16 protein-coding genes and 1 pseudogene are annotated in these 18,627 nt (G+C 57.4%); 14 read left to right on the top strand and 3 right to left on the bottom strand.

The annotated features are described in order from the left end of the window. Positions 1-518: polymorphic toxin type 50 domain-containing protein (locus tag NHF53_RS22815; RefSeq protein ID WP_252836248.1), on the top strand; the 518-nt coding region annotated here is incomplete at its 5' end. A gap of 9 nt (positions 519-527) precedes the next feature. Then, positions 528-875 carry a colicin gene (locus NHF53_RS22810; protein WP_252836247.1) on the top strand — a complete coding sequence of 116 codons (348 nt, stop codon included), beginning with the start codon at positions 528-530 and terminating at the stop codon, positions 873-875. Between the two features lie 121 nt (positions 876-996). Here NHF53_RS22810 and NHF53_RS22805 read toward each other — a convergent pair whose 3' ends face one another. After that, positions 997-1,908, bottom strand: a complete 912-nt coding sequence (locus tag NHF53_RS22805; protein ID WP_252836246.1) for a nucleotidyltransferase and HEPN domain-containing protein — start codon at positions 1,906-1,908, stop codon at positions 997-999. 153 nt (positions 1,909-2,061) lie between these two features. Between NHF53_RS22805 and NHF53_RS22800 the strand changes: the two genes are divergently transcribed. The 11 genes and pseudogenes from NHF53_RS22800 to NHF53_RS22750 all read left to right on the top strand — a co-directional run. Further along, the gene (locus NHF53_RS22800; protein ID WP_252836245.1) at positions 2,062-2,703 is read left to right on the top strand and encodes a hemagglutinin repeat-containing protein; all 642 of its coding nucleotides are present in this window, start codon (positions 2,062-2,064) and stop codon (positions 2,701-2,703) included. 46 nt (positions 2,704-2,749) lie between these two features. Beyond that, complete coding sequence (locus tag NHF53_RS22795; protein WP_252836244.1) at positions 2,750-3,280, top strand: hypothetical protein; 531 nt, start codon at positions 2,750-2,752, stop codon at positions 3,278-3,280. 967 nt (positions 3,281-4,247) lie between these two features. Then, positions 4,248-6,233, top strand: coding sequence for an ATP-binding protein (locus NHF53_RS22790; RefSeq protein ID WP_252836243.1), 1,986 nt, complete (start codon positions 4,248-4,250; stop codon positions 6,231-6,233). 72 nt (positions 6,234-6,305) lie between these two features. Next, complete coding sequence (locus tag NHF53_RS22785) at positions 6,306-7,244, top strand: EAL domain-containing protein (protein ID WP_252836242.1); 939 nt, start codon at positions 6,306-6,308, stop codon at positions 7,242-7,244. Between the two features lie 654 nt (positions 7,245-7,898). Continuing rightward, on the top strand, positions 7,899-9,050 hold the full coding sequence (gene glf / locus NHF53_RS22780) for a UDP-galactopyranose mutase (RefSeq protein ID WP_252836241.1): 1,152 nt from the start codon (positions 7,899-7,901) through the stop codon (positions 9,048-9,050). 17 nt (positions 9,051-9,067) lie between these two features. Beyond that, a complete protein-coding gene (locus NHF53_RS22775) occupies positions 9,068-9,847 on the top strand; it encodes a glycosyltransferase family 25 protein (RefSeq protein WP_252836240.1) in 780 nt (259 codons plus the stop codon). Beyond that, on the top strand, positions 9,844-10,767 hold the full coding sequence (locus NHF53_RS22770) for a glycosyltransferase family 2 protein (protein WP_252836239.1): 924 nt from the start codon (positions 9,844-9,846) through the stop codon (positions 10,765-10,767). The genes NHF53_RS22775 and NHF53_RS22770 overlap by 4 nt, the downstream gene beginning before the upstream one ends. A 63-nt stretch (positions 10,768-10,830) precedes the next feature. Further along, positions 10,831-12,579, top strand: a complete 1,749-nt coding sequence (locus tag NHF53_RS22765; protein ID WP_252836238.1) for a hypothetical protein — start codon at positions 10,831-10,833, stop codon at positions 12,577-12,579. 94 nt (positions 12,580-12,673) lie between these two features. Beyond that, complete coding sequence (locus NHF53_RS22760) at positions 12,674-14,446, top strand: ABC transporter ATP-binding protein (protein ID WP_256481300.1); 1,773 nt, start codon at positions 12,674-12,676, stop codon at positions 14,444-14,446. 37 nt (positions 14,447-14,483) lie between these two features. Next, positions 14,484-14,921, top strand: a complete 438-nt coding sequence (locus tag NHF53_RS22755) for a hypothetical protein (RefSeq protein ID WP_252836237.1) — start codon at positions 14,484-14,486, stop codon at positions 14,919-14,921. Between the two features lie 128 nt (positions 14,922-15,049). Continuing rightward, positions 15,050-15,327, top strand: a pseudogene (locus tag NHF53_RS22750) (hypothetical protein); the annotation flags it as partial. 178 nt (positions 15,328-15,505) lie between these two features. Here the strand turns inward: NHF53_RS22750 and NHF53_RS22745 are convergent. Together NHF53_RS22745 and NHF53_RS22740 are read right to left on the bottom strand one after the other, a co-directional pair. Next, the gene (locus tag NHF53_RS22745) at positions 15,506-16,279 is read right to left on the bottom strand and encodes a DUF4239 domain-containing protein (protein WP_252836236.1); all 774 of its coding nucleotides are present in this window, start codon (positions 16,277-16,279) and stop codon (positions 15,506-15,508) included. 332 nt (positions 16,280-16,611) lie between these two features. Continuing rightward, positions 16,612-17,358 carry a L,D-transpeptidase gene (locus tag NHF53_RS22740; RefSeq protein WP_252836235.1) on the bottom strand — a complete coding sequence of 249 codons (747 nt, stop codon included), beginning with the start codon at positions 17,356-17,358 and terminating at the stop codon, positions 16,612-16,614. 206 nt (positions 17,359-17,564) lie between these two features. Here NHF53_RS22740 and NHF53_RS22735 point away from each other — a divergent pair, with 206 nt between their 5' ends. Then, positions 17,565-18,374: a MipA/OmpV family protein gene (locus tag NHF53_RS22735; protein WP_252836234.1), complete on the top strand. Its 810-nt coding sequence runs from the start codon at positions 17,565-17,567 to the stop codon at positions 18,372-18,374. The last annotated feature ends 253 nt before the right edge of the window (positions 18,375-18,627 follow it).

The raw sequence follows: 18,627 nt of genomic DNA, 5'->3' as shown, positions 1-18,627 counted from the left end.
AGTTCAAGGAGGCGATCGAGCCTCTCGCTACGGCCGGCCAACTGACAAAGGAGGCCGCAAGCCTTGCCATCGAGCGCATAGCGTCCGATCATGGGCTCTCGGCACAGGACACCAAGGACCTCAAACTCGTCGTCGGCGTCACAACCGCCGTCATCATCGGAGCCGTCGGCGCGAAGGGCGGGTTAGCTACAAAGGGACTTCCCATTCCTGAAAATCTGGGAAGAACCATACATTCGGGCGCTCAAGACAAGCACATTCCGGGAACCAATAACTATGATCCGTCTCGAAGCACTTTGACAGCCGATCCTCAGTCGCTCTTGGATGGCGTTCATAGTGGGCAATATACAATTGTTCGTGAGATTCCGAGAGGAAACACGACATCGTATATTGTTGACTTTGGCTCTCCCATTGGGGAATTTAAGAGTAATGGCACTCTTGTCGGACCAACTCAGTATGGTCAGATTGTCCAAGGGAAAAATGGCGTCCATATCATTCCTGCCAATCCCATCCAGTACTAGGAGGACAATATGGGAAGCCTGCCAGACTCGCTCAAGATTTGGCTACAGGAAGCTCTGATCACAGAGATCTATCCTCAAATTCGGGCGATCGCAGTTAAGTACTCAGAAGGACACGAAATAACAGTTCGGTATTATTTGGACAGAGAACCCACTGAGTTTGACTACGATAGTATCAGCATGGTGGTTGCTGAGTTGTTAAGCAAGACTAGTTCCTCCAAAGACATTTCCGCTGTGGCTGAGGAATGTATCTTTTCCCAATGCCGGCAAGCGGATTTGGAACGTTTGGATGGCTTTGTATATGCTCGGCGTGAGTATGATCTGGAGAATAATCCATCTCAGACTCCTACCTACTTCTAATGCCAAAATTGCTCCTGATACACAGTTTGATTGTATAGAGGTGGTATTCACGTGACGGTGCCTCGTTCTGGCGCGTGTCAAGGCGCCAACGAATTTAGCCTGAGACGGGACCAGGCAGACCTCACCCCTCGCCCGCTGCCCGCTCCAGCTCGGCGAGCCGTTCCCTGCAGATCGCCTCGACGAGACGGTGGAGATGCTCGGTGCGTTCCAGCAGCCATTCGAGCGCCTCTTCGGTGATCTCGAAGTGTTTCGAATAGCGCGCCTTCACATAGGCCTCGTTGAGGATGTTGTACCAGGCGGTGAAGCGGTGCTGGTCGCGAGGCCAGGCCTCGATCAGGCGACGGTCGTGATCCTCGGCGAGACCGCGCAGGAATTTGAGGTTGTGCGACGGCGGACTGTAGTTCGTCAGCGTCAGCAGAAACGCCGAGTAGGCTATCTCTATCGACTGATGCAATTGAAATGCCGCCAGTCGCAAATTCCCGCGCTCGACGAGCAACTTCGCCATGTCCATGAAATCTGCGGAATCAGGAAACCGCCTCTCGAAATGTTCCGTCGCAACCCTGAGGGCATCTGCGGGCGATAGCCGCTTCGGTTCGGCCAGCGGACGGTCGTCGAGCTCGTAGAGCACGATGCCTTCCCGCAGGATGTCGACGAAGAAGTACTGCCCGTCGGCAAGGAAGTTGTTCACCTCCCGCGCCCCATGGACGATCAGCCCCACCGGCGTCGAGATCGCCTTATCCCACAGCAGCCGGTCGGTCGCCTTGTCCCAGTACTGCGGCTCGGCCAGCTTCTTCGAACTGACGATCACCAGAATGTCGTAGTCCGACCGGTAGCCCTTCATCGTATGCGGTTCGTCGACGAAGGTGCCGCGGGCATAGGAACCGAAGAGCAGAATCTTCTGGATGCGCCCGCGCTTCTTGAACTCGGCGGCGGCTCCCTCCAGCGCATCGGCGAACTCCTCGTGGATGATCTCCACCACGCGGCCAAGCTCGCGCTGCTTCTTCTCCGGAAGATGGTCGAGGGATGTCTTCATGCCCCAACCGATAGGACAAAGCCGATTCCACGTCCACTAGCGAATCTATGAGGATTTGCACAGGATCGGCACGGGGAGGGTGGTCTGGTCCGGCAGTCCCCGCCACCCGTCCGCTTATTTGCCCATCAGGACCGCGGTCGGTTCAAGTTCGGCATGCCTTCCGCTTTCCTGACCGGTCTCCTTACCGTCCTGCTCACCCTGCAACCTGCCTTCGCGGCCGCCCAGGGGTCCGGCAGCACCGGCTTTTCCGCAACCTCCTCGGGTGCGGGTTTCGGCATCGATCTCGGCACCGGCCTTCCCGTTGCCAACGGCAGTTATGCCACGGGTGAGGGCGACGGCACCGGCGTCTATAACCTCAATTCCCATGTGACCGGCACCGGCACCGTGGTACTCAACTCCGGCGCGGATACCGTCCTCAGGGGCGCCGTCGTCTCCGGCGAGACGGTGATCGCCAATGTCGGCGGCGATCTTCTGATCGAGAGCCTCCAGGACACCGCCGCCTACGACGAGAAGAGCTTCTCCGTCTCCGCAGGCTTCGGCCCGTCCGGTCTCTCCGGCGGCTTCAACAAGGGCACCGTCACCGGCGACTTCGCCAATGTCACCGAGCAGAGCGGTATCGTCGCCGGCTCCGGCGGCTATCATGTCGTCGTCGAAGGCGGCGTCGATCTCGTCGGCGGGGTGATCGCCTCGACGGATACGACCGGCAACAGCTCGCTCTCCGCCGATCACCTGACCTATTCCGACCTGACGAACAGCTCGAGCGCTTCCACCTCCAGCGCCGGGTTCAATCGCTAATTTGCGCATAATCACGCAACCGCTCTAGGGTTTAGAGAGAGCAGTCATGGACGCCGACCTGAGGCGGGTCGATCGTAACGACGGCTTTCATCCACTCTTCGCCGAGATCACTTGTTGGGACAGAATGATCATCAGAATTATCACAGGAGTAATCGACACACTCAGTGGCGGCGCCCTGAGGTGGGTCCAGCACGTCGAAGACCGTCATGCGAAACGAGAAACTGAAGCGCTGCGGAGGCTACGTGAGGATCTCGTCACCATTGATGCCAAGGTCGGCAAAGCTTTCGCGTTGATGTTCAACCCTGGACAGTCCGGCGATGGAGACTACCCTCATCTTGAGCGATTGAGCAGGTTTTCTCCGGATAACCGAGTTCTGGCCGCCCACTTTGGTACTCTCAGCCGGCGAGACAAGGGCCGGGTCCGCCGGCATTTCAAAGAGGCTTTGTCTCTTTGGGATCACTGCATGAGTCGATTCCCTGCGACCAAGCTAGACCTTCCGGCCGATCTGATGATTCATGTGACGGCGGCACAAAGATTGCGCAGCTTTCTCAGCTGGAAGCCTCGTTCCAAGCATTAGAGTTTTCGGCAATGGCAAAGTCTTGTCGTCCGGAAACAGACCGGTGCCGCGTTCCGACGGGAGCAAGATCGTCTACAGGGAGCGAGTGAGCGCCCGCCCTCGATCTGCAATCCTGCCCCGGGGATGACGCAGGCTCGCCGGCAGGCGTCTGTCCCGCTCTTCAGCGAGCTGAACGAAAACCCGACCGCTTCCTCCACACCTGTGCAGTAATCGCAGAGATCACTAAACGGGTGTCGGCGGGCAGGGCAGTTCGGCCTTGCTGTCCAGGGCCGAGCGCTCTTCTATTGGCGCATTCTGATCGCCCTCTCCAGCGGCGATCCCCATCGTCCGCTCCTTGCAATATTCCACACCCGGTAACCTCCTTTCGGGACGAACTCAGTTTGCGTGTGTTCTGTTGCAAGCGCTCATCTTGTCCGGGATACCGAGATCAGAGTCTTCCCCTTGGCTTCCGCGCGGTCGACCCGGAACGGCGGTGCCGAATTCCGGTGCAAATGCGACGATCGAGGACGCCGTCGTCTCCCAACAGGACGGTTATCACCAATGCTGAAGTCCACCCACAGTCAAGGGCGCCCTGGTCCGGGCGTCCTGTAACGAAAGGAACTCCACCATTGGCCGGAGCAGGTCGGAATATATGCTCACTTTGCCAATCCTGCGGAAGGCGGCGATCGACATAGCGCCTGAGGAAAATGCCGGGTGAAAATACCTGGATGGTCTTGCGTGTCATTCCCTGTTGCTGCTCGACACGAGAGTATCGACCGATGCCATCGACAATGTCTCGGGCATGTGCCTTTATTGCGACTACGGTCGCGGCGAGTTATACCGAGAAGAAGCAAAAGCATTGGCCGCTACCCCGGAGCGATGGAATTGAAAGTTCATATCAAACAACGAATTGCCTGCGTATAACGCATGAAATGCAGTATTTCTGCAGACATTACGAAAATATAAACAGTTTTCCGCCAGGCGTCTCATGCTGTGGACCTTTTCCGAATGCGAAAGCAAGCGCACGAAGCGCAGAATTAAATTCGCGTTCATTGGCGCCGGCCTTTCTTGCGTACCTGTCCGGCAGACGCACGTTCTTGCAATGCTGGCTATTGTATTTGGCATATGTCTTTCTGTAGCGCCGCCCGCATATGCAGCGACAGCACGTTTGCTGAGCGTGGAAATGCTTCGAGTCGATGATGACACTTTGACAATTTCCGACGTTGCCGCCTCGCAGTCATGGCGCCCCCTCCCAGACGGCGGCCTCGTCGGAGGGTTCTCCTCCGACACTTTCTGGTTCAGGCTCCGCTATGTCGGCCCTCCTCAGGAGCAGGGAGTCGTCTTCGTGCTGCCCACCTATCTGAACGACATAACACTCTTCGTTCCTGATCCGCATGCGGGCACGCGCCAGGCCGCGGTGCACGCCGACGAATTGGTTCACTACCAGCAAGGCGATCAGCAGCCGCTCACAGACAAGGTCTACCGGTGGCGGGGTTTTGCCGCGCCTATACCATTCAGCGGGCGCGAAGGCGACATCGCATATGTTCGTTTGCGCACAAGAACCACAGTGCTGTTCTGGCCGCGGGTCGATACCCAAGTCGGCTTTTCGAGCTACCTGCTGGTAGAAAGTCTCATCGCCGGCGCATTGGCACTCGGTCTCCTGCTCACGGTTGTGGTCGGTGTTGTCCGCTGGCGAGTGCACGGAGACGCGATTTCCCGCAGTTTTGCCACTTACGCGGCCGCCGCGCTTTTCTTTCTGGCCGCCCGCGATGGCTACCTCTCCCTCATCCCGGGAGTATCGCCCGTTCTCCTGAATCGCAGCGTCGGGCTCTCCATCTGCCTCCTGGTCGCGGCGAATATAGCATTCTACAGGACTGCCACGCAGATCCGAGCTGTGTCGCGCGCCCTCGACTGCGCGTCGCGTCTTGCCGTAGCGCTTGCTGTCGGCGGCGCAGTCGTGGCGGCGATAGGCGCTTATCCTACTATTGCGCGACCGCTCCAGTTCTTTGGGCTGATTATGTCAGTCGGATGGGCTCCGCTGTCCGTCTTCCTTGCACATTACAGGAAGAGCCTCCATCACTCGCTCTTGCTGAGCGGCGGGTTTCTGGGGACCTTGGCTGGCTATTGCGTCTCGTTCCTGCTGGTGACCGGCGACGTCAACCTTTCGTTTTCTGCGTTCTACTCCGCTGAAATATCTCTGCTGGCTTCGCTCGTGCTGAACCTCGCCTTTGCTGTATGCGAAAGCATGGCGACAGCGAAGGAGCACCGGCGCACCAAGACACAATTGGCCATGGAACGAATGTCCGCGGAACTAAACAGGGAAGCCGCCGAGACCCACCACAGTTGGGTCAAGATTTTCAGTCACCAGATCAAAACGCCTCTGGCCGTAATCAAGGTGAGCAGTCAGAACATCGAGAGGCTCGTGCCCCAGCCCGACATTCTGGAGCGGACACGCAAGATCTCCAGCAATGCAGGCAAGATCGACGAACTCGTTCACTCCTTGCTTCACGTCGAGGATATTCGTGCGAGGCTCAATGAACGCAGGCACTATCCGTTTGATGCGCTTGAACTCGCACGTTCGAGCCTCCCGACAGGCGCGGGCACGATCGACGTCGTCGGCGAGCGAGGTATCACCGCCCGCGGTGCCGCCGATGTTCTTCGGATTGCTCTCAGCAAGCTTATTGACAACGCGCTGATCCACAGCGGCGTACCCACCTCTGTGAGGGTCTCAGTCGAGCGGAAAGATTGCGACGGCCGCCGAGCCGTCGTTCTTCATGTCCTCGATGCAGGGCCACAGATTTCCAATGAAGTGCAGGCCAACATGTTTGCGCGCCACTGGCGCGGGCGCGACTCAAAGGGCCATGGCGTCGGCCTCTGGGCGGCTGCCCTTATTGCAGAAGCCCATGGGGGGCAGGTGCGCTACGAACGCACAAGCTTCGAAGAGAACCAATTCTCGATCTGGTTACCTGAATAGCCGAGGGTGAACATCGCACTCACCGGACTCTCCCCCGCGTGAGCGAAGGGCTTGAGTCGAGCGGCGCTTCAGATGCAGGCCGAGCGTAGAACCGTCCTGACCTACGGACCGGCGGCCATGAACCGTGGAGCGGGAACAGCAGATCTGCGCAATCTCACTTATTTGCGGATAATCAACGTCTTGAGCATCTTGGTTTCAGGAGCTTCGGGGGTGCACGTGAACAAATTCGACGCGACGATCGATACCGTTATTTCTGCCATGCAGCAGGACCGTGTGGGCTTCTCGCTGCAGCACGTGAACGCAGTCACCGAACATGGCGACGTTCTCTATTCTGAGTGTTTGGGCCGCCTCGTCGTTGCAGATGGAAGCATTGTTAGCGCTGGCGAATTCGTCGCGCAGTTGGAAGCAACCGGTTTGGCCTCCGACTTTGACCACCATATTCTGGACCTCGCCTTCGATTACCTGGCGACAAATGAGAACGCGTCGTTGGGGGTAAACTTGTCGACGGAGAACTTCGCCGACGAGAGACGTTGGAACAGGCTTTATAGGCAACTGTCTCGACACAGCTCGCTTTCCTCTCGTCTTGTTCTGGAGATCACAGAAAGCGCCCCGATGGCGTTGCTCTCGATGACTGCGGAATGGATCCAGGAAGTCCGTAACCTCGGATTCAGGATAGCGGTCGATGATTTCGGAACCGGCTTCTCGACACCGGAGACACTCTTCTCGATAGCTACGGACATCGTGAAAATTGACGCCTTCTTCGTGCGGCGCAATCGTTGCGGCAAGACGGATCGCATTCTAGCCCACATGATCGGCCTGGCAGCCTGCGCTGCCCCCATCGTCGTGGTAGAGGGAATTGAAACCTATGATCAGTTTTCACTGGCAAAGGCGACCGGAGCGACCCATGTTCAAGGATTTCTGTTCTCGGAGCCAACGCTTACGCCCGTATTTGGTGGACTGAACCGGCCCTTGCCGTCCCGACTTGCCGAAAGGCCGAGGTGGGTAATGTGACCCAAATCGCCAGTGCGATGTTGGCTCCACGCAGGCGCAGCCCGGCGCCGATGGGCAAGGCAGTGCATCAACCCCTCACACGTGACGGCCGCTCCTTAACCAAGCCGAGCGGTGATCTTGTGCGACGTGGACGGTGACGGCCCGCGACTATGCCGTTACGCCATCCTCCATCGCGCCCGACGGCGCGGATGCGGCCTTCGGGGTCAGAGAACCCTGAACCGGAGTCAAGGACGAGCCGACCATACGAAGTCGGAAGATCCCGAACGCCGGCGTGACGTTCGCCGCGCCGCAAGACGGCCAATAGCTGCACGCGCTGGCTTGACGAGTGCGAAACGGTGGGCCCCTTCGTGAACTCCGTGACCGGTTCAGATTCTGAGCTTGTGCAGAATGACACGTGGTCACGGTTCTGATCGCCGCTGAAATGGGGCTTACCCTCGACCTTCCGATCGGTCGAGAGGGGTCTCATAGCACGTCGCGGCCTCTTATTTGCGCATTAGTGCAGCTTGCTGGAAACAAAGTGTGTTGCCGCTTCCTCGCTGAGTCGCCGTGAAGGGATAAGGCAGATCTCGCGCCGCGAGGTCGCATCGTCACGTCGTCGCATGCGACTTGGGTGCCGGGTGAAGCGCAGACGTGATGACAGGGTGGCGAGGGGTAATGGGAAGTAGGCTTCTTGTGGTCGGCGCGGGACTATCCGGGGCCGTGATATCGAGAGAGCTGGCAAACGCGGGCTGCGAGGTGATCGTGGTCGAAGGCCGCAATCACGTTGCCGGAAACTGTTACACGGAGCGCGACACAGGGACCGGTGTGATGGTTCATGTACATGGCCCTCACATTTTCCATACCGACGATCCGGAGGTTTGGGAATACGTCAATGCGTTCGAGACATTCCTGCCGTTCAAGCATCGCGTCAAAGTGGTGAGTGGCGGGCAGGTATATTCGCTGCCTGTCAATCTACATACGATAAATCAGTTCTTCGGCAAGTGCCTTAGACCCGACGAAGCGCGCGCGTTCATCGAGAAGCAAGCCGACGGAAGCATTGCGGAACCCAAGACGTTCGAAGAGCAGGCAATGCGCTTTATCGGCAAGCCGCTCTATGAGGCCTTTTTCAAAGGATACACTCAAAAGCAATGGGGTTGTGAACCCAGCGAACTTCCGGCCTCGCTTCTTAAGCGACTACCCATTCGTTTCAACTACGACGACAATTACTTCTTCCATTCCTTTCAGGGAATGCCTCAGGGGGGCTACACGCCGATGATCGAGCGAATGCTCGATCATCCCGGAATAACTGTGCATCTCGGCAAGCGCTTCGAACGCGGTCAGGTCCAAGAGTTCGACCATGTGTTCTATTCCGGTCCTCTCGACGGGTACTTTGAATATGAGATGGGGCGCCTCGGATACAGAACGCTCGGCTTCGAACGGTTCACATACGGCGGAGATTTTCAGGGGTGTGCGGTGATGAACTATGCGGATGCCTCCGCGCCTTTCACGCGCATTACGGAGCACAAACACTTTGCACCGTGGGAAGAGCACTCCCGTTCTGTGTGTTACCGAGAGTTTTCCCGCGACTGCGGCCCAGGCGACGTCCCGTACTATCCGATACGTTTGGTGAATGAAAAAGCCCTGCTCGCCGCGTATGTGACGCGCGCAGAGCAGGAGACATCCGTGACGTTTGTGGGGCGGCTCGGGACCTATCGATATCTCGACATGGACGTCACGATCCGTGAGGCTCTTGATGCTGCAAGAGCCTATCTGTCATCGAGAAGCGCGGGAGAGAGAATGCCTGCCTTCATGTCCTCTCCGCTCTGAGTCCCGGGGTGAGAGTGATGGGATTCAATACGCTGGTGTTGAGCCTGCCTTCGGACGAGGCGAGACGAAGGCAGTCTCGCGAAATACTCGATCGTTACGGGCTTGAGTTCAGGTTCTTCGATGCAGTGAACGGGGCGAGTCTCTCAGACGAGGCGCGTAATTTTCATTATGACGCGGTCGCGAATGTACGCGGCTTCAAGCGCCCGCTCTCGAATGGGGAGATCGCCTGCTATCTGGGGCATCTACAAATGTGGCGTCATATCGCAAGCTGCGGAGCCAATGCCGCCCTGATCCTGGAAGATGACTTCCGCTTCCTCCGGGAGCCCTGCGAGTTCTTGAGGGCGCTCGCAAAATTCGATCTCTCCGACGTCATCGTGAAGCTCGATGCGAGTGCCCCGCAGGGGGCTTACCGATTTCAAAAAATCAAGGAGAACTGGTTGATGCAGAGCAGGCTCTTGCCGCCGAGGACGACGGGATACGTCGTCGGCGCTCGTGCCGCGGCGAGAATGCTGGGCTTGCGAAGTCACTTCTTTCGGCCGGTTGACATCGATCTCAAACATCACTGGGAGCATGGCGTGCCGATTTTTGTGACGGAGCACGCGCTTATCGGGGAGCGCGATGCGGGCGAGAGCCGTCTGGCAGCTGGACGCACAGGCGCAAAGCCCTCAATGACAATGCGGTTTTGGTGCAACCTGAAGTATCAGTTCGCGTTTCGATGGGCCATGCACACGGCCGACCGCCAGGATGTAAGGCGAGACAGCCATCAAGCGACCAGGAGGCTTGTTCATCTGCCATGACCGCCCGACTGGAACAACGAAATCGCAAAAGGAACTTGGTGGTCGTACGCGCGGGAGATAATTCTCTGCACGCAGGATGGTTGAACCGCGCCTACGAGGATCGTTCCTTCAATCTCGTTGTGAGCTACTATTCGGAGAGTGCGTTTTCCTCCCACACGGCGGAACGCGGTGTTCGCGCGGTCCTGGTGAAGGGCGGCAAGTGGGACGGACTCTACCATACCCTTAGTGCTGTCTCTGATCTTGACGGTTATCGGCACGTATGGCTGCCAGATGACGACATTGCGACCGATGGCGATACGATCGACCGGATGTTCGAAATTGCAGGCAATTATGGGTTGGCGGTCTGCCAGCCATCGTTGACGCATGACAGCTACTACACGCACTTCATCTTCTGTCACTGCCCTGCGTTCGGTCTGCGCTACGTTAATCACGTGGAGATCATGGTCCCCTGCCTGAGTGGCTCCTTGCTGAGGCGAGCATTGCCATATTTTCGGGAGACGATGAGCGGGTTCGGTCTTGATTATCTATGGTGCCGATGGCCCGAGAGCGGCCCTTTTCGTGCTGCCATCCTCGACGATATTGCCGTGCATCACACGCGACCAGTGGGAAGCCAGCTCCGCCACGCGATAATGGCGGCAGGAGTCAGTGCACTTGATGAAGAAGCTGCGATGAAGGCCCGCTTCAGCCTCGCGTCACGGATCGTCCCGCTCGCTTATGCAGGCATAACGGCCGATGGACAGGCGGTTGCCGGCCAAATCGCTATGGGCTGGAGAATGCTCAGATCCTGGCGCTCCGACATGTCCTCCTTTCGCGACCGCAGACTGGCGCGTCGGAAAACGGCCCAGGTGCTGAAGCGGCAATTGATCAGACGTCTGGACTTGTCATTGCTTGATGAACGAGAGGATGGCGTGCCCGGATAGCCCTGACCTGAAGCCAGCCATACGCCCGGCCCAGCGCCGGTGACCGGACTCAACGGACGAAATATGCACAGGCTCCAAAATATCATATTTCCAAGACTCACCAGCTACGCGACAGAAGATATGTACTTCCGGTTCGTCGAAAATTCTTCGTCGTTCTGCTATTCTACGCAAAGTATAACTCTGCCGAAGCACAGCACTGTCAGCCTCGATACATTCTTCAACGGATTTACGGTAGCCACGTGGAAACGTGATTGCAGAATTGCCCACCTGGCGTTCTCGCTTCTCGGAACCGGACAGATCCGATTGCGTTTCGGGCTGCACCTGTCGAGTGGCGGAGATCGTTGGCTGTCCGAACAGGACCTCACGCTGACTGCCGATGTCCCGGCGAGGGTAGAACTCCCATTCTGGAATTCGCTCGACGATGGCATGCTTTATGTGTGCGTCACCGCGATTGACGACAGCGCGCTCACCGGTGGGTACTTCTACACGGTGACGGAACCGGTGATGGACGTAAGGCTGGGCATCGTCGTCACCCACTTCAACCGTAAGCAATACGTACTCCCCGCCATCCAACGCATCACCGACGAATTACTGGATGACCCCTGCTTTAGCGGGAAAGTCGACCTGGTTGTCATCGACAACTCCAAGAACATCTCACCGGCCGAGGCTGGCCGGGCGACGGTTATCCCGAACAGGAATCTTGGAGGCTCTGGCGGCTTTATGCGTGGGCTGCTCCACCTCAAGGACCACGGTTATACGCACTGTCTCTTCATGGACGATGATGCGACATGCGAAATAGAATCCATTCGCCGCTCATATGCCTTGATGCAATTCGCCGGCACTGGGCGGTTCGCGATCGCCGGCTCGCTCATGCGAGAACTCGAGCCCTATCGGTTGTTTGAAAAGGGCGCCGTCTTCAACGGGACATGTCAGCCCCTCAAGAGCGGACTAGACATGAGAAAAGTGCCCGATCTCATTGAAGCCGAGCGACGTGATCGGATGCCGAACTACGGCGCCTGGTGGTTCTTCGCCTTTTCAATTGCCGATGTAAGGTCTTATGCATTTCCGTTCTTCGTCCGTGGCGATGACATCATGTTCGGCATGAGGAACGAATTTCACATCGTCACTCAGAACGGAATTGGTTGTTGGGGAGAGGACTTCGGGCTCAAGAGTGGGCCGCTTCCAGTCTATCTCGATGTCCGCAGCCACCTTGTCCAGAGAATGGTGAATACGGAGCGCGGAGCGCTCTCGTCGGCGAAACTGGCAATTCGCTTCTTTCGGAGTGCTCTCCTTTCTTACAATTACGGGACGGCACGCGCGGTGACATCTGCGCTTTCCGACGTCAGGGCCGGCCCAAAGTTTTGGCACGACAACCTCGACCTTGTGGCGGTTCGGCAGAGAATATCGGCCTACGCTGCGGGCGAGAAGATGGAGGCAATCGAAATTCCGAAGGAGGTTGTCGTCAAATCTCAACGCGAGGGGATAGGGCGACGCATCGTCCGTCTCGTAACGGCAAATGGCTTCCTTTTGCCATCCTTCATGATTCGGAATGCAATCGTCCTGGATGACAAGAAATTCGTAGGTGATCTCCGCAAGATCTTCCGCTATCGCCGCGTCCTCTACATCTCACCGTCGCGCGAGACCGGATACATCGCCGTTTTCGATCGGGGTCGCTTCTTCTACGAGATTATCCTGTTCACAACAGAACTCCTGAAGCTCGTTCTCAGCTATGCCGAGCTGAAACACAGATATCGCGAAACTCTGCCCTCAATGACCGACGCTCGATTCTGGCGCAATGTCTATCACCCGTGACCGAAATAGAGGTGACGCGCAAGGCGTCGTTACGACGCTCATTCCCGAATTCATGGCAGCATCCACCATAGGACCTTAGCAAGGAACAGCCGGCTTGCCCGTTCAGAAGTTTCTTTCATCGTTGGATAAAGCGCTGCTCTGGCGTCTTCTGCGTGACAATTTCAAGAGCCACGCGCGATGGTACGCCCTCGCAGTCTTCGCGATGCTCGTTACGGCAGCCACCACCGCACTGAGTGCCTGGATCATGCGAGACATCGTCAACGAGATGGTTGTCTCACGCGATGTCGCGCAGGTCTTCAATATCGCGATCGCGGTTGCGGTCATCTTCATTGTCAAAGGTTTGAGCACGTTCGCACAAGGCTACTATCTCAGCAAGGCGGGCAACAGCATCGTTGCAGAACAACAACGCAAGATCTACGGGCACCTCTTGCGTCAGGGTGTGTCCTTTTTTCAGAACATCCCGTCGTCCGAATTGCTCTTGCGGGTCACGCATAATGCGCAGGCCGCACGCTCGGTTATCGACACCATCGTGACTGGCTTTGTTCGAGATCTATTTTCTCTTCTGGGCCTTGTTTCGGTGATGTTCTATCAGCAGCCGGTCCTCTCATTCGTCGCGCTTATCTTGGGCCCGATGGCTATATTCGGCGTCCGTCTGCTACTGCGACGTGTGCGTCGGATCATGGAGCTCGAATTGGCATCGCTCGGGCAGATCATCCAGATCATGCAGGAAACGACCAACGGGATTCGTGTCATCAAAGCCTTCGCGCTGGAAGGCCCGATGTCAGACCGGATGAACAAAGCGGTCGCTGACGTTGAAAGGCGTGCGAACGGGATCGCGCGCCTCGAGTCCGCAACAAGTCCGATCATGGAGACACTTTCGGGACTGGCAATTGCGGGAGTCCTTGCCTTAAGTGCCGTGCTTGTGTTGGAGCAGGGTCGGACGCCAGGTGAGTTGATGTCGTTCATAACCGCCCTGTTGCTGGCTTATGAACCGGCCAAGCGGCTCGCGAGGATGCGGGTCGGGATAGAGTCCGGCCTGATCGGCGCTCGCGCCATGTTTGAGCTTCTCGATCATCCCGTCTCTCTGCTGGAAGGCAGGAACGCTGTGGCGCTTCCTCGAGGGCCCGGTCATGTCGTGTTGAGGAATGTGCAGTTCGGCTATAGCGGAGAGCAGGTAGTTCTACACGATGTCTCCCTTCAGTTTCCGGCGGGTAAGATGACGGCGCTGGTGGGACCTTCAGGTAGCGGAAAATCGACCGTCATAAACTTGGTAATGCGACTCTATGACCCGATCGGCGGGTCCGTAGAAATCGACGGAGTTGACGTTCGACACGTCACCTTTCCCTCGCTCAGGGAACGCATATCGTATGTGAGCCAGGACACGTTTCTCTTCGCCGGCACAGTTTTCTATAATATCGGACTTGGCAAACCCGGCGCCACCGAGGCTGAAATTGTCGACGCGGCCAAGGCCGCGGACGCGCATGAATTCATTCTCTCGCTAGAGCACGGATACCACACCCACATAGTGGACAACGGTGGCAATCTCTCGGGAGGGCAGAGACAGAAGCTAGCGATCGCGCGAGCTATGCTGCGCGACAGTCAGATCCTTATTTTGGACGAAGCCACCAGCGCTCTCGACTCTCAATCTGAGGCATCGATACGCAGCGTCTTGCACAAGCTCATGGCCGGGCGGACCACGATCGTCATCGCGCACCGACTGACGACGATCGCGGAGGCAGACAAGATCATCGTGATGGAAGATGGCAGGCTCGTCGAGGAAGGACACCAAGACGTGTTGCTCGCGCGAGACGGCCTCTATCGCCGGCTTCACAGATATCAATTCGAGCAAGGTTACCACTCGACCTAGCCGCGACATCTCTGCCGGAGCTTAGAAGGGTGGCCATTTGAAGAAACTTGGAATAATTGTCATGCGGCTGGAAACTATAAATCCAACTTTAGCTCGGCGATTTCTGGCATTCGAAGATATTGGTGACGCGCGTCGGACATTCGAAAGCATTTTCAACGCCTGTGTTCGCCAGACGGATGAGAGCGTCTTTGCCTATATGGATGACCTTCTTCTTGAGGAATCTCTTAAGACCGGACTGATGCCTGAGTGTTTCGACTTTGATCATTACATTGGGGAGTTGGATCGCCATTACTCCGTCGCAGAGGGTGAGGGGCGAAGCAAGGACGCCGTTGCGTATTTTGTGCTGGCACGCCTTATGTCAGCATTGTTCTTCGCCAGTTCTGCTAAGAGCCCACGAGACTATGCCGAGGCGGTCTATGAAGCCGTCATGTCCTCGCCACGCACCGCGAGACAGTTGTCTGCCCACAGAGACTGAACCGTTTCGTCTGCCGCTTCCATCTAAACGACAGGCCGCGGCCTCAGCCTGATCGAAGTAGGTCACTTGCTTACTCTGAAGTATCCACTGACCTGATGTGGTGGGCGCCTTCGCTCTCGGCATGCAATATGCCAAAGCGTGGCTGTAGAAAGTCACATGAGGGAGAGCCGTCCACCCTGCAGGTTAGCGCAATCGGATTGGATATCGCCAAGCACGTCTTTCAGGCGCATGCGTGGATGCTTTGGGCGCGGACATGGTCCGCCGAATGCTGCGAAGTGACGATGTCGCCGCTTTCTTCAGTGCATTGCTGCCATGCCTGATCGGAATTGAGGCGTGTGCAACCGGGGCCCAATGGGCTCCGACCCTCCTGGCGCTGGGCCACAAGGTTCGACCGATGCTGGCGTCTTAGGCCAAGCCATGCGTTACCGGTGGCAGGTCAACTTATAGCGAATCAGGGCAGACGGCCGTCGGCGGAGAGCTACGCTGCGAGTACGCTTCGCACTGAAGCACAATACTGAGCAGTGCATTTCAATTCAGTGGCTAGAGTACCGCGCCATTGGTCAGAAGCAACGCTCTGCATGTAATCAGTTTTGCTGGAGCCTCCAAAGCGCCTCGTGCAAGGGTGCAGCGGAGACGGCCGCCGGAGCCTGGAACGGATTACCATGGATCAACACGATTACGGCCATCGGTGCGGCGGCAAGTCCGAATATACCGACTGCGAGGATCATCGCGCGAGGCCGGTCGAGGTGGGCGAAGGCGGTCGACACCATCGTCAGAAATCCGAGGATCGCCATCCCCGCCCATTTTAGTGGGTTGACGTGTGTCTGACTAAGGGCAATCCGGGTACTGCGAGAGTCACGCAAGACCATTGCCATGGTGATCTGCTGGCCGCTGATCACCGTGCCCGCTTGGGCTACGACGACGGGATCCGAAAGTAGCGAAAGGAGATGGTCCCCGCTGCCTGCGGCAGCCGCGCTCGTGGACCGTGCGGCCAATAGCGGCCACTCCTCGATCATGGCTCTTACGTAAGCGCGTTCCGCATCCTTGATTGTGATGCCGTAGGATGCCGGCAAGTGATCCGCGAGTATGGCGATACTTTCGATAGCATCTGCCTCACGACTGACGGCGGCGATGGCTCGGTCGCGTGCGCTCCACGTATCGTTAGCGAGGAATGCGAGGGTAAGGCCAAACAACACTCCCAGGATATTGATGAACGGTGGAACAAGTCCGGAGAACGAACGTGTATGCGCGGCCCAGCGCTTCGCTCGTAACACCCACAGGAGCAGCAAGGCGCCACCCAGCGTACCAATGAGAGCGATCAGGGCATAGAGGTAGTGATCGTAGGCTTGCCAACTCATGACGTGGTTTCCGGCGGAGCGAAATCGCTCGCGGCCTTCCTTTTGGTAATATCCTTGTCAAAGTGGGGAGCAGGGAAGATGTCACCGACGTCGGCGTCACCATTCCCCGATCACGGGGAGGAGATGACAAGTGCACACATAGAACCGGACCAGATAGACCGCCGTAAGCATAAATCCTCTGATCCGGTGCGGTGAAGGTCTTCGCCCCCTCCTTTGAACTCAATCCCGACGACACATCCCGCCAAAATCGCTGTTGGCGACCCGTAAGGAAATGTCGCCGGAGGGCTTCACCGCGACACGCATCGCGCGATGCTGTCGTAGACACACTTATGTTAGCTGACGACAATGGGTGTTCCGGCGCCTGCCCGATCGTAGAGGTCGATGATGTCCTGATTGAGCATCCTGATGCAGCCCGATGACATCGCCTGGCCGATTGTCCACCATTCTGGGGAGCCATGGATCCGAAACAGAGTATCTACACCGTCCTTGAAAATGTAGAGCGCTCGCGCCCCCAACGGGTTCGTCAATCCCGGCGCCATCCCAGAACGATACTGAACAAGATCCGGTCGACGCTGGAGCATCTCTTCTGGAGGCGTCCATGTCGGCCACGCCTTCTTGTATTGAATGCGGGCACGGCCGGACCAGCGAAACCCATCCTTTCCAACGCCGACGCCATACCGGACAGCACGTCCTCCCGGCAACACGTAATAGAGATGCCTCTGTTGGAGAGCCACCACGATTGTTCCCGAGGGCTCTCCTGTCGGATCAACTATCTCCTGTCGGCGGTAGCGAGAGTTGATCTTGCGGTAGGGTATCGCGGGAAGCAGAAAACCGCCGTCATTCAGTGGACCGTAAATACGGTCGTAATCCGCTGTCCCGCCGCCGCCCCCGATGCTGCGCACGATCGAGCCGGTCGTGATCTCATCGAGTTGCCATTCGGAGAGGGGCAGGGCGCGTGTGCAGGACTGAAGAGACAACCCGCCCAGTGCCCCGAGCAGGCTTCGTCTCGAAAAAACACAGGTTTTGGGGGAAGTTTGCAGAACGTGACCAATGTCACAGGAGTTTACATTCTCGGACAAGGAGGGACCTCGCATAGGCAAATTCATTTTGCCGGTCCACCCTATAAAATCTTGGTAAATGTAACGCTAACATCCGCCCCGGATCCAGCGGGCCAAAGTCATTTAGCTTAAGAGAATTGGTTAGGAACATCTTAACAGCTTACCTTTATCGATTGCGATGGGTGGTATGCCCAATGATTGTGTATTGTGTTCAAAGGATGTACTGCATGATGCAGTCGGTTCGCCTATTTGCCTGCCTCGCCGCAGGCTTGATGCCCGTTTCCGTCGCTACTGCTGGCGACGGAAACCGTTTCTGGTCCGGGGACTGGTCGTTGACCGTGGGAGGCTCCTTGGCCCACGGTCCGGCCTTTGAAGGCGCCAAAGATCGCAAGTTCCTGTTTTCTCCTGTCATATCGCTTGGACGACAGGGACAGGCACCTCGGTTTAGTTCTCGCAACGACAGCGCCGGTCTCACTCTCTACGAAAACGATTTCATCAGAACCGGTCTCGCCGGGAAGCTGATCACCGGCCGTAATGAGGACACCTCGACGGATCTCAAAGGACTGTCAGAGGTGAAGTTCGGCGCCGAGGTTGGCGGCTTCATTGACGTCTATCCGATTGACAATGTCCGCGCTCGCGCCGAGCTTCGTCACGGCATCCGTAGCCATACCGGCACAGTCGCTGACCTCTCGGTGGATGCGTTCACCGATATTACGCCGCAGGTCAGAATTTCGGGCGGACCCCGCGCTACGTATGCCACGTCGGAGGTCGGCCGTGCCTATTATGGCGTTGACGCCAGTGAGGCGCTCGCATCCGGCCTCGCCCTCTACGCGCCCGCCAGCGGCTGGCAATCCGTGGGAGTGGGCGGCGCGGTTACGTGGAAGGCGACCGAGAACATCGAGACGAGTGCGTTCATCGAATACAAGCGCATGGTGGGCGTAGCAGCCAACAGCAGTCTAGTGCGGCAAAAGGGGTCTCCAGATCAACTTTTGATCGGAGTTTCCGCAACCTATCGGTTCGACTTTTCGCTGGACTGAAAGAAGCGGCATACTGGAGCGCACCTGCCTTTCTAGTTCGCAATGATACCGACATCTTGTCGGTATCATGCTTCGCGAGTGGCTCCTCGTGACGAGCTCGATGGGCAGGGCGCATCTTCGTTGCATCTGAAAATGGAATGTACCCCGGCTACATGCATTGTGGCGGCCAGATTGAAATGTCCGTTCCGGCGCAAAGTTGAAATGTCACTTTGGGCTGCCGCACGGCACTCCGACCAGCCCCGATCTGACCGGC

The sequence above is a fragment of the Ciceribacter sp. RN22 genome (genome assembly GCF_024054295.1).
Classification (GTDB): Bacteria; Pseudomonadota; Alphaproteobacteria; order Rhizobiales; family Rhizobiaceae; genus Allorhizobium; species Allorhizobium lividum.
The sequence above is the reverse complement of the archived record's forward strand: the minus strand, read 5'-3'. Positions and strand labels throughout refer to the sequence as shown.

What these genes read in the sequence shown, in the direction of transcription:
- NHF53_RS22800 (WP_252836245.1), top strand. Translation starts at nt 2,062, where the DNA reads ATGCCTTCCGCTTTCCTGACCGGTCTCCTTACCGTCCTGCTCACCCTG.
- NHF53_RS22745 (WP_252836236.1), bottom strand. Translation starts at nt 16,279, where the DNA reads ATGAGTTGGCAAGCCTACGATCACTACCTCTATGCCCTGATCGCTCTC.
- NHF53_RS22735 (WP_252836234.1), top strand. Translation starts at nt 17,565, where the DNA reads ATGATGCAGTCGGTTCGCCTATTTGCCTGCCTCGCCGCAGGCTTGATG.
- glf (WP_252836241.1), top strand. Translation starts at nt 7,899, where the DNA reads ATGGGAAGTAGGCTTCTTGTGGTCGGCGCGGGACTATCCGGGGCCGTG.
- NHF53_RS22775 (WP_252836240.1), top strand. Translation starts at nt 9,068, where the DNA reads ATGGGATTCAATACGCTGGTGTTGAGCCTGCCTTCGGACGAGGCGAGA.
- NHF53_RS22810 (WP_252836247.1), top strand. Translation starts at nt 528, where the DNA reads ATGGGAAGCCTGCCAGACTCGCTCAAGATTTGGCTACAGGAAGCTCTG.
- NHF53_RS22795 (WP_252836244.1), top strand. Translation starts at nt 2,750, where the DNA reads ATGGACGCCGACCTGAGGCGGGTCGATCGTAACGACGGCTTTCATCCA.
- NHF53_RS22805 (WP_252836246.1), bottom strand. Translation starts at nt 1,908, where the DNA reads ATGAAGACATCCCTCGACCATCTTCCGGAGAAGAAGCAGCGCGAGCTT.
- NHF53_RS22765 (WP_252836238.1), top strand. Translation starts at nt 10,831, where the DNA reads ATGCACAGGCTCCAAAATATCATATTTCCAAGACTCACCAGCTACGCG.
- NHF53_RS22785 (WP_252836242.1), top strand. Translation starts at nt 6,306, where the DNA reads ATGCAGGCCGAGCGTAGAACCGTCCTGACCTACGGACCGGCGGCCATG.
- NHF53_RS22790 (WP_252836243.1), top strand. Translation starts at nt 4,248, where the DNA reads ATGCTGTGGACCTTTTCCGAATGCGAAAGCAAGCGCACGAAGCGCAGA.
- NHF53_RS22770 (WP_252836239.1), top strand. Translation starts at nt 9,844, where the DNA reads ATGACCGCCCGACTGGAACAACGAAATCGCAAAAGGAACTTGGTGGTC.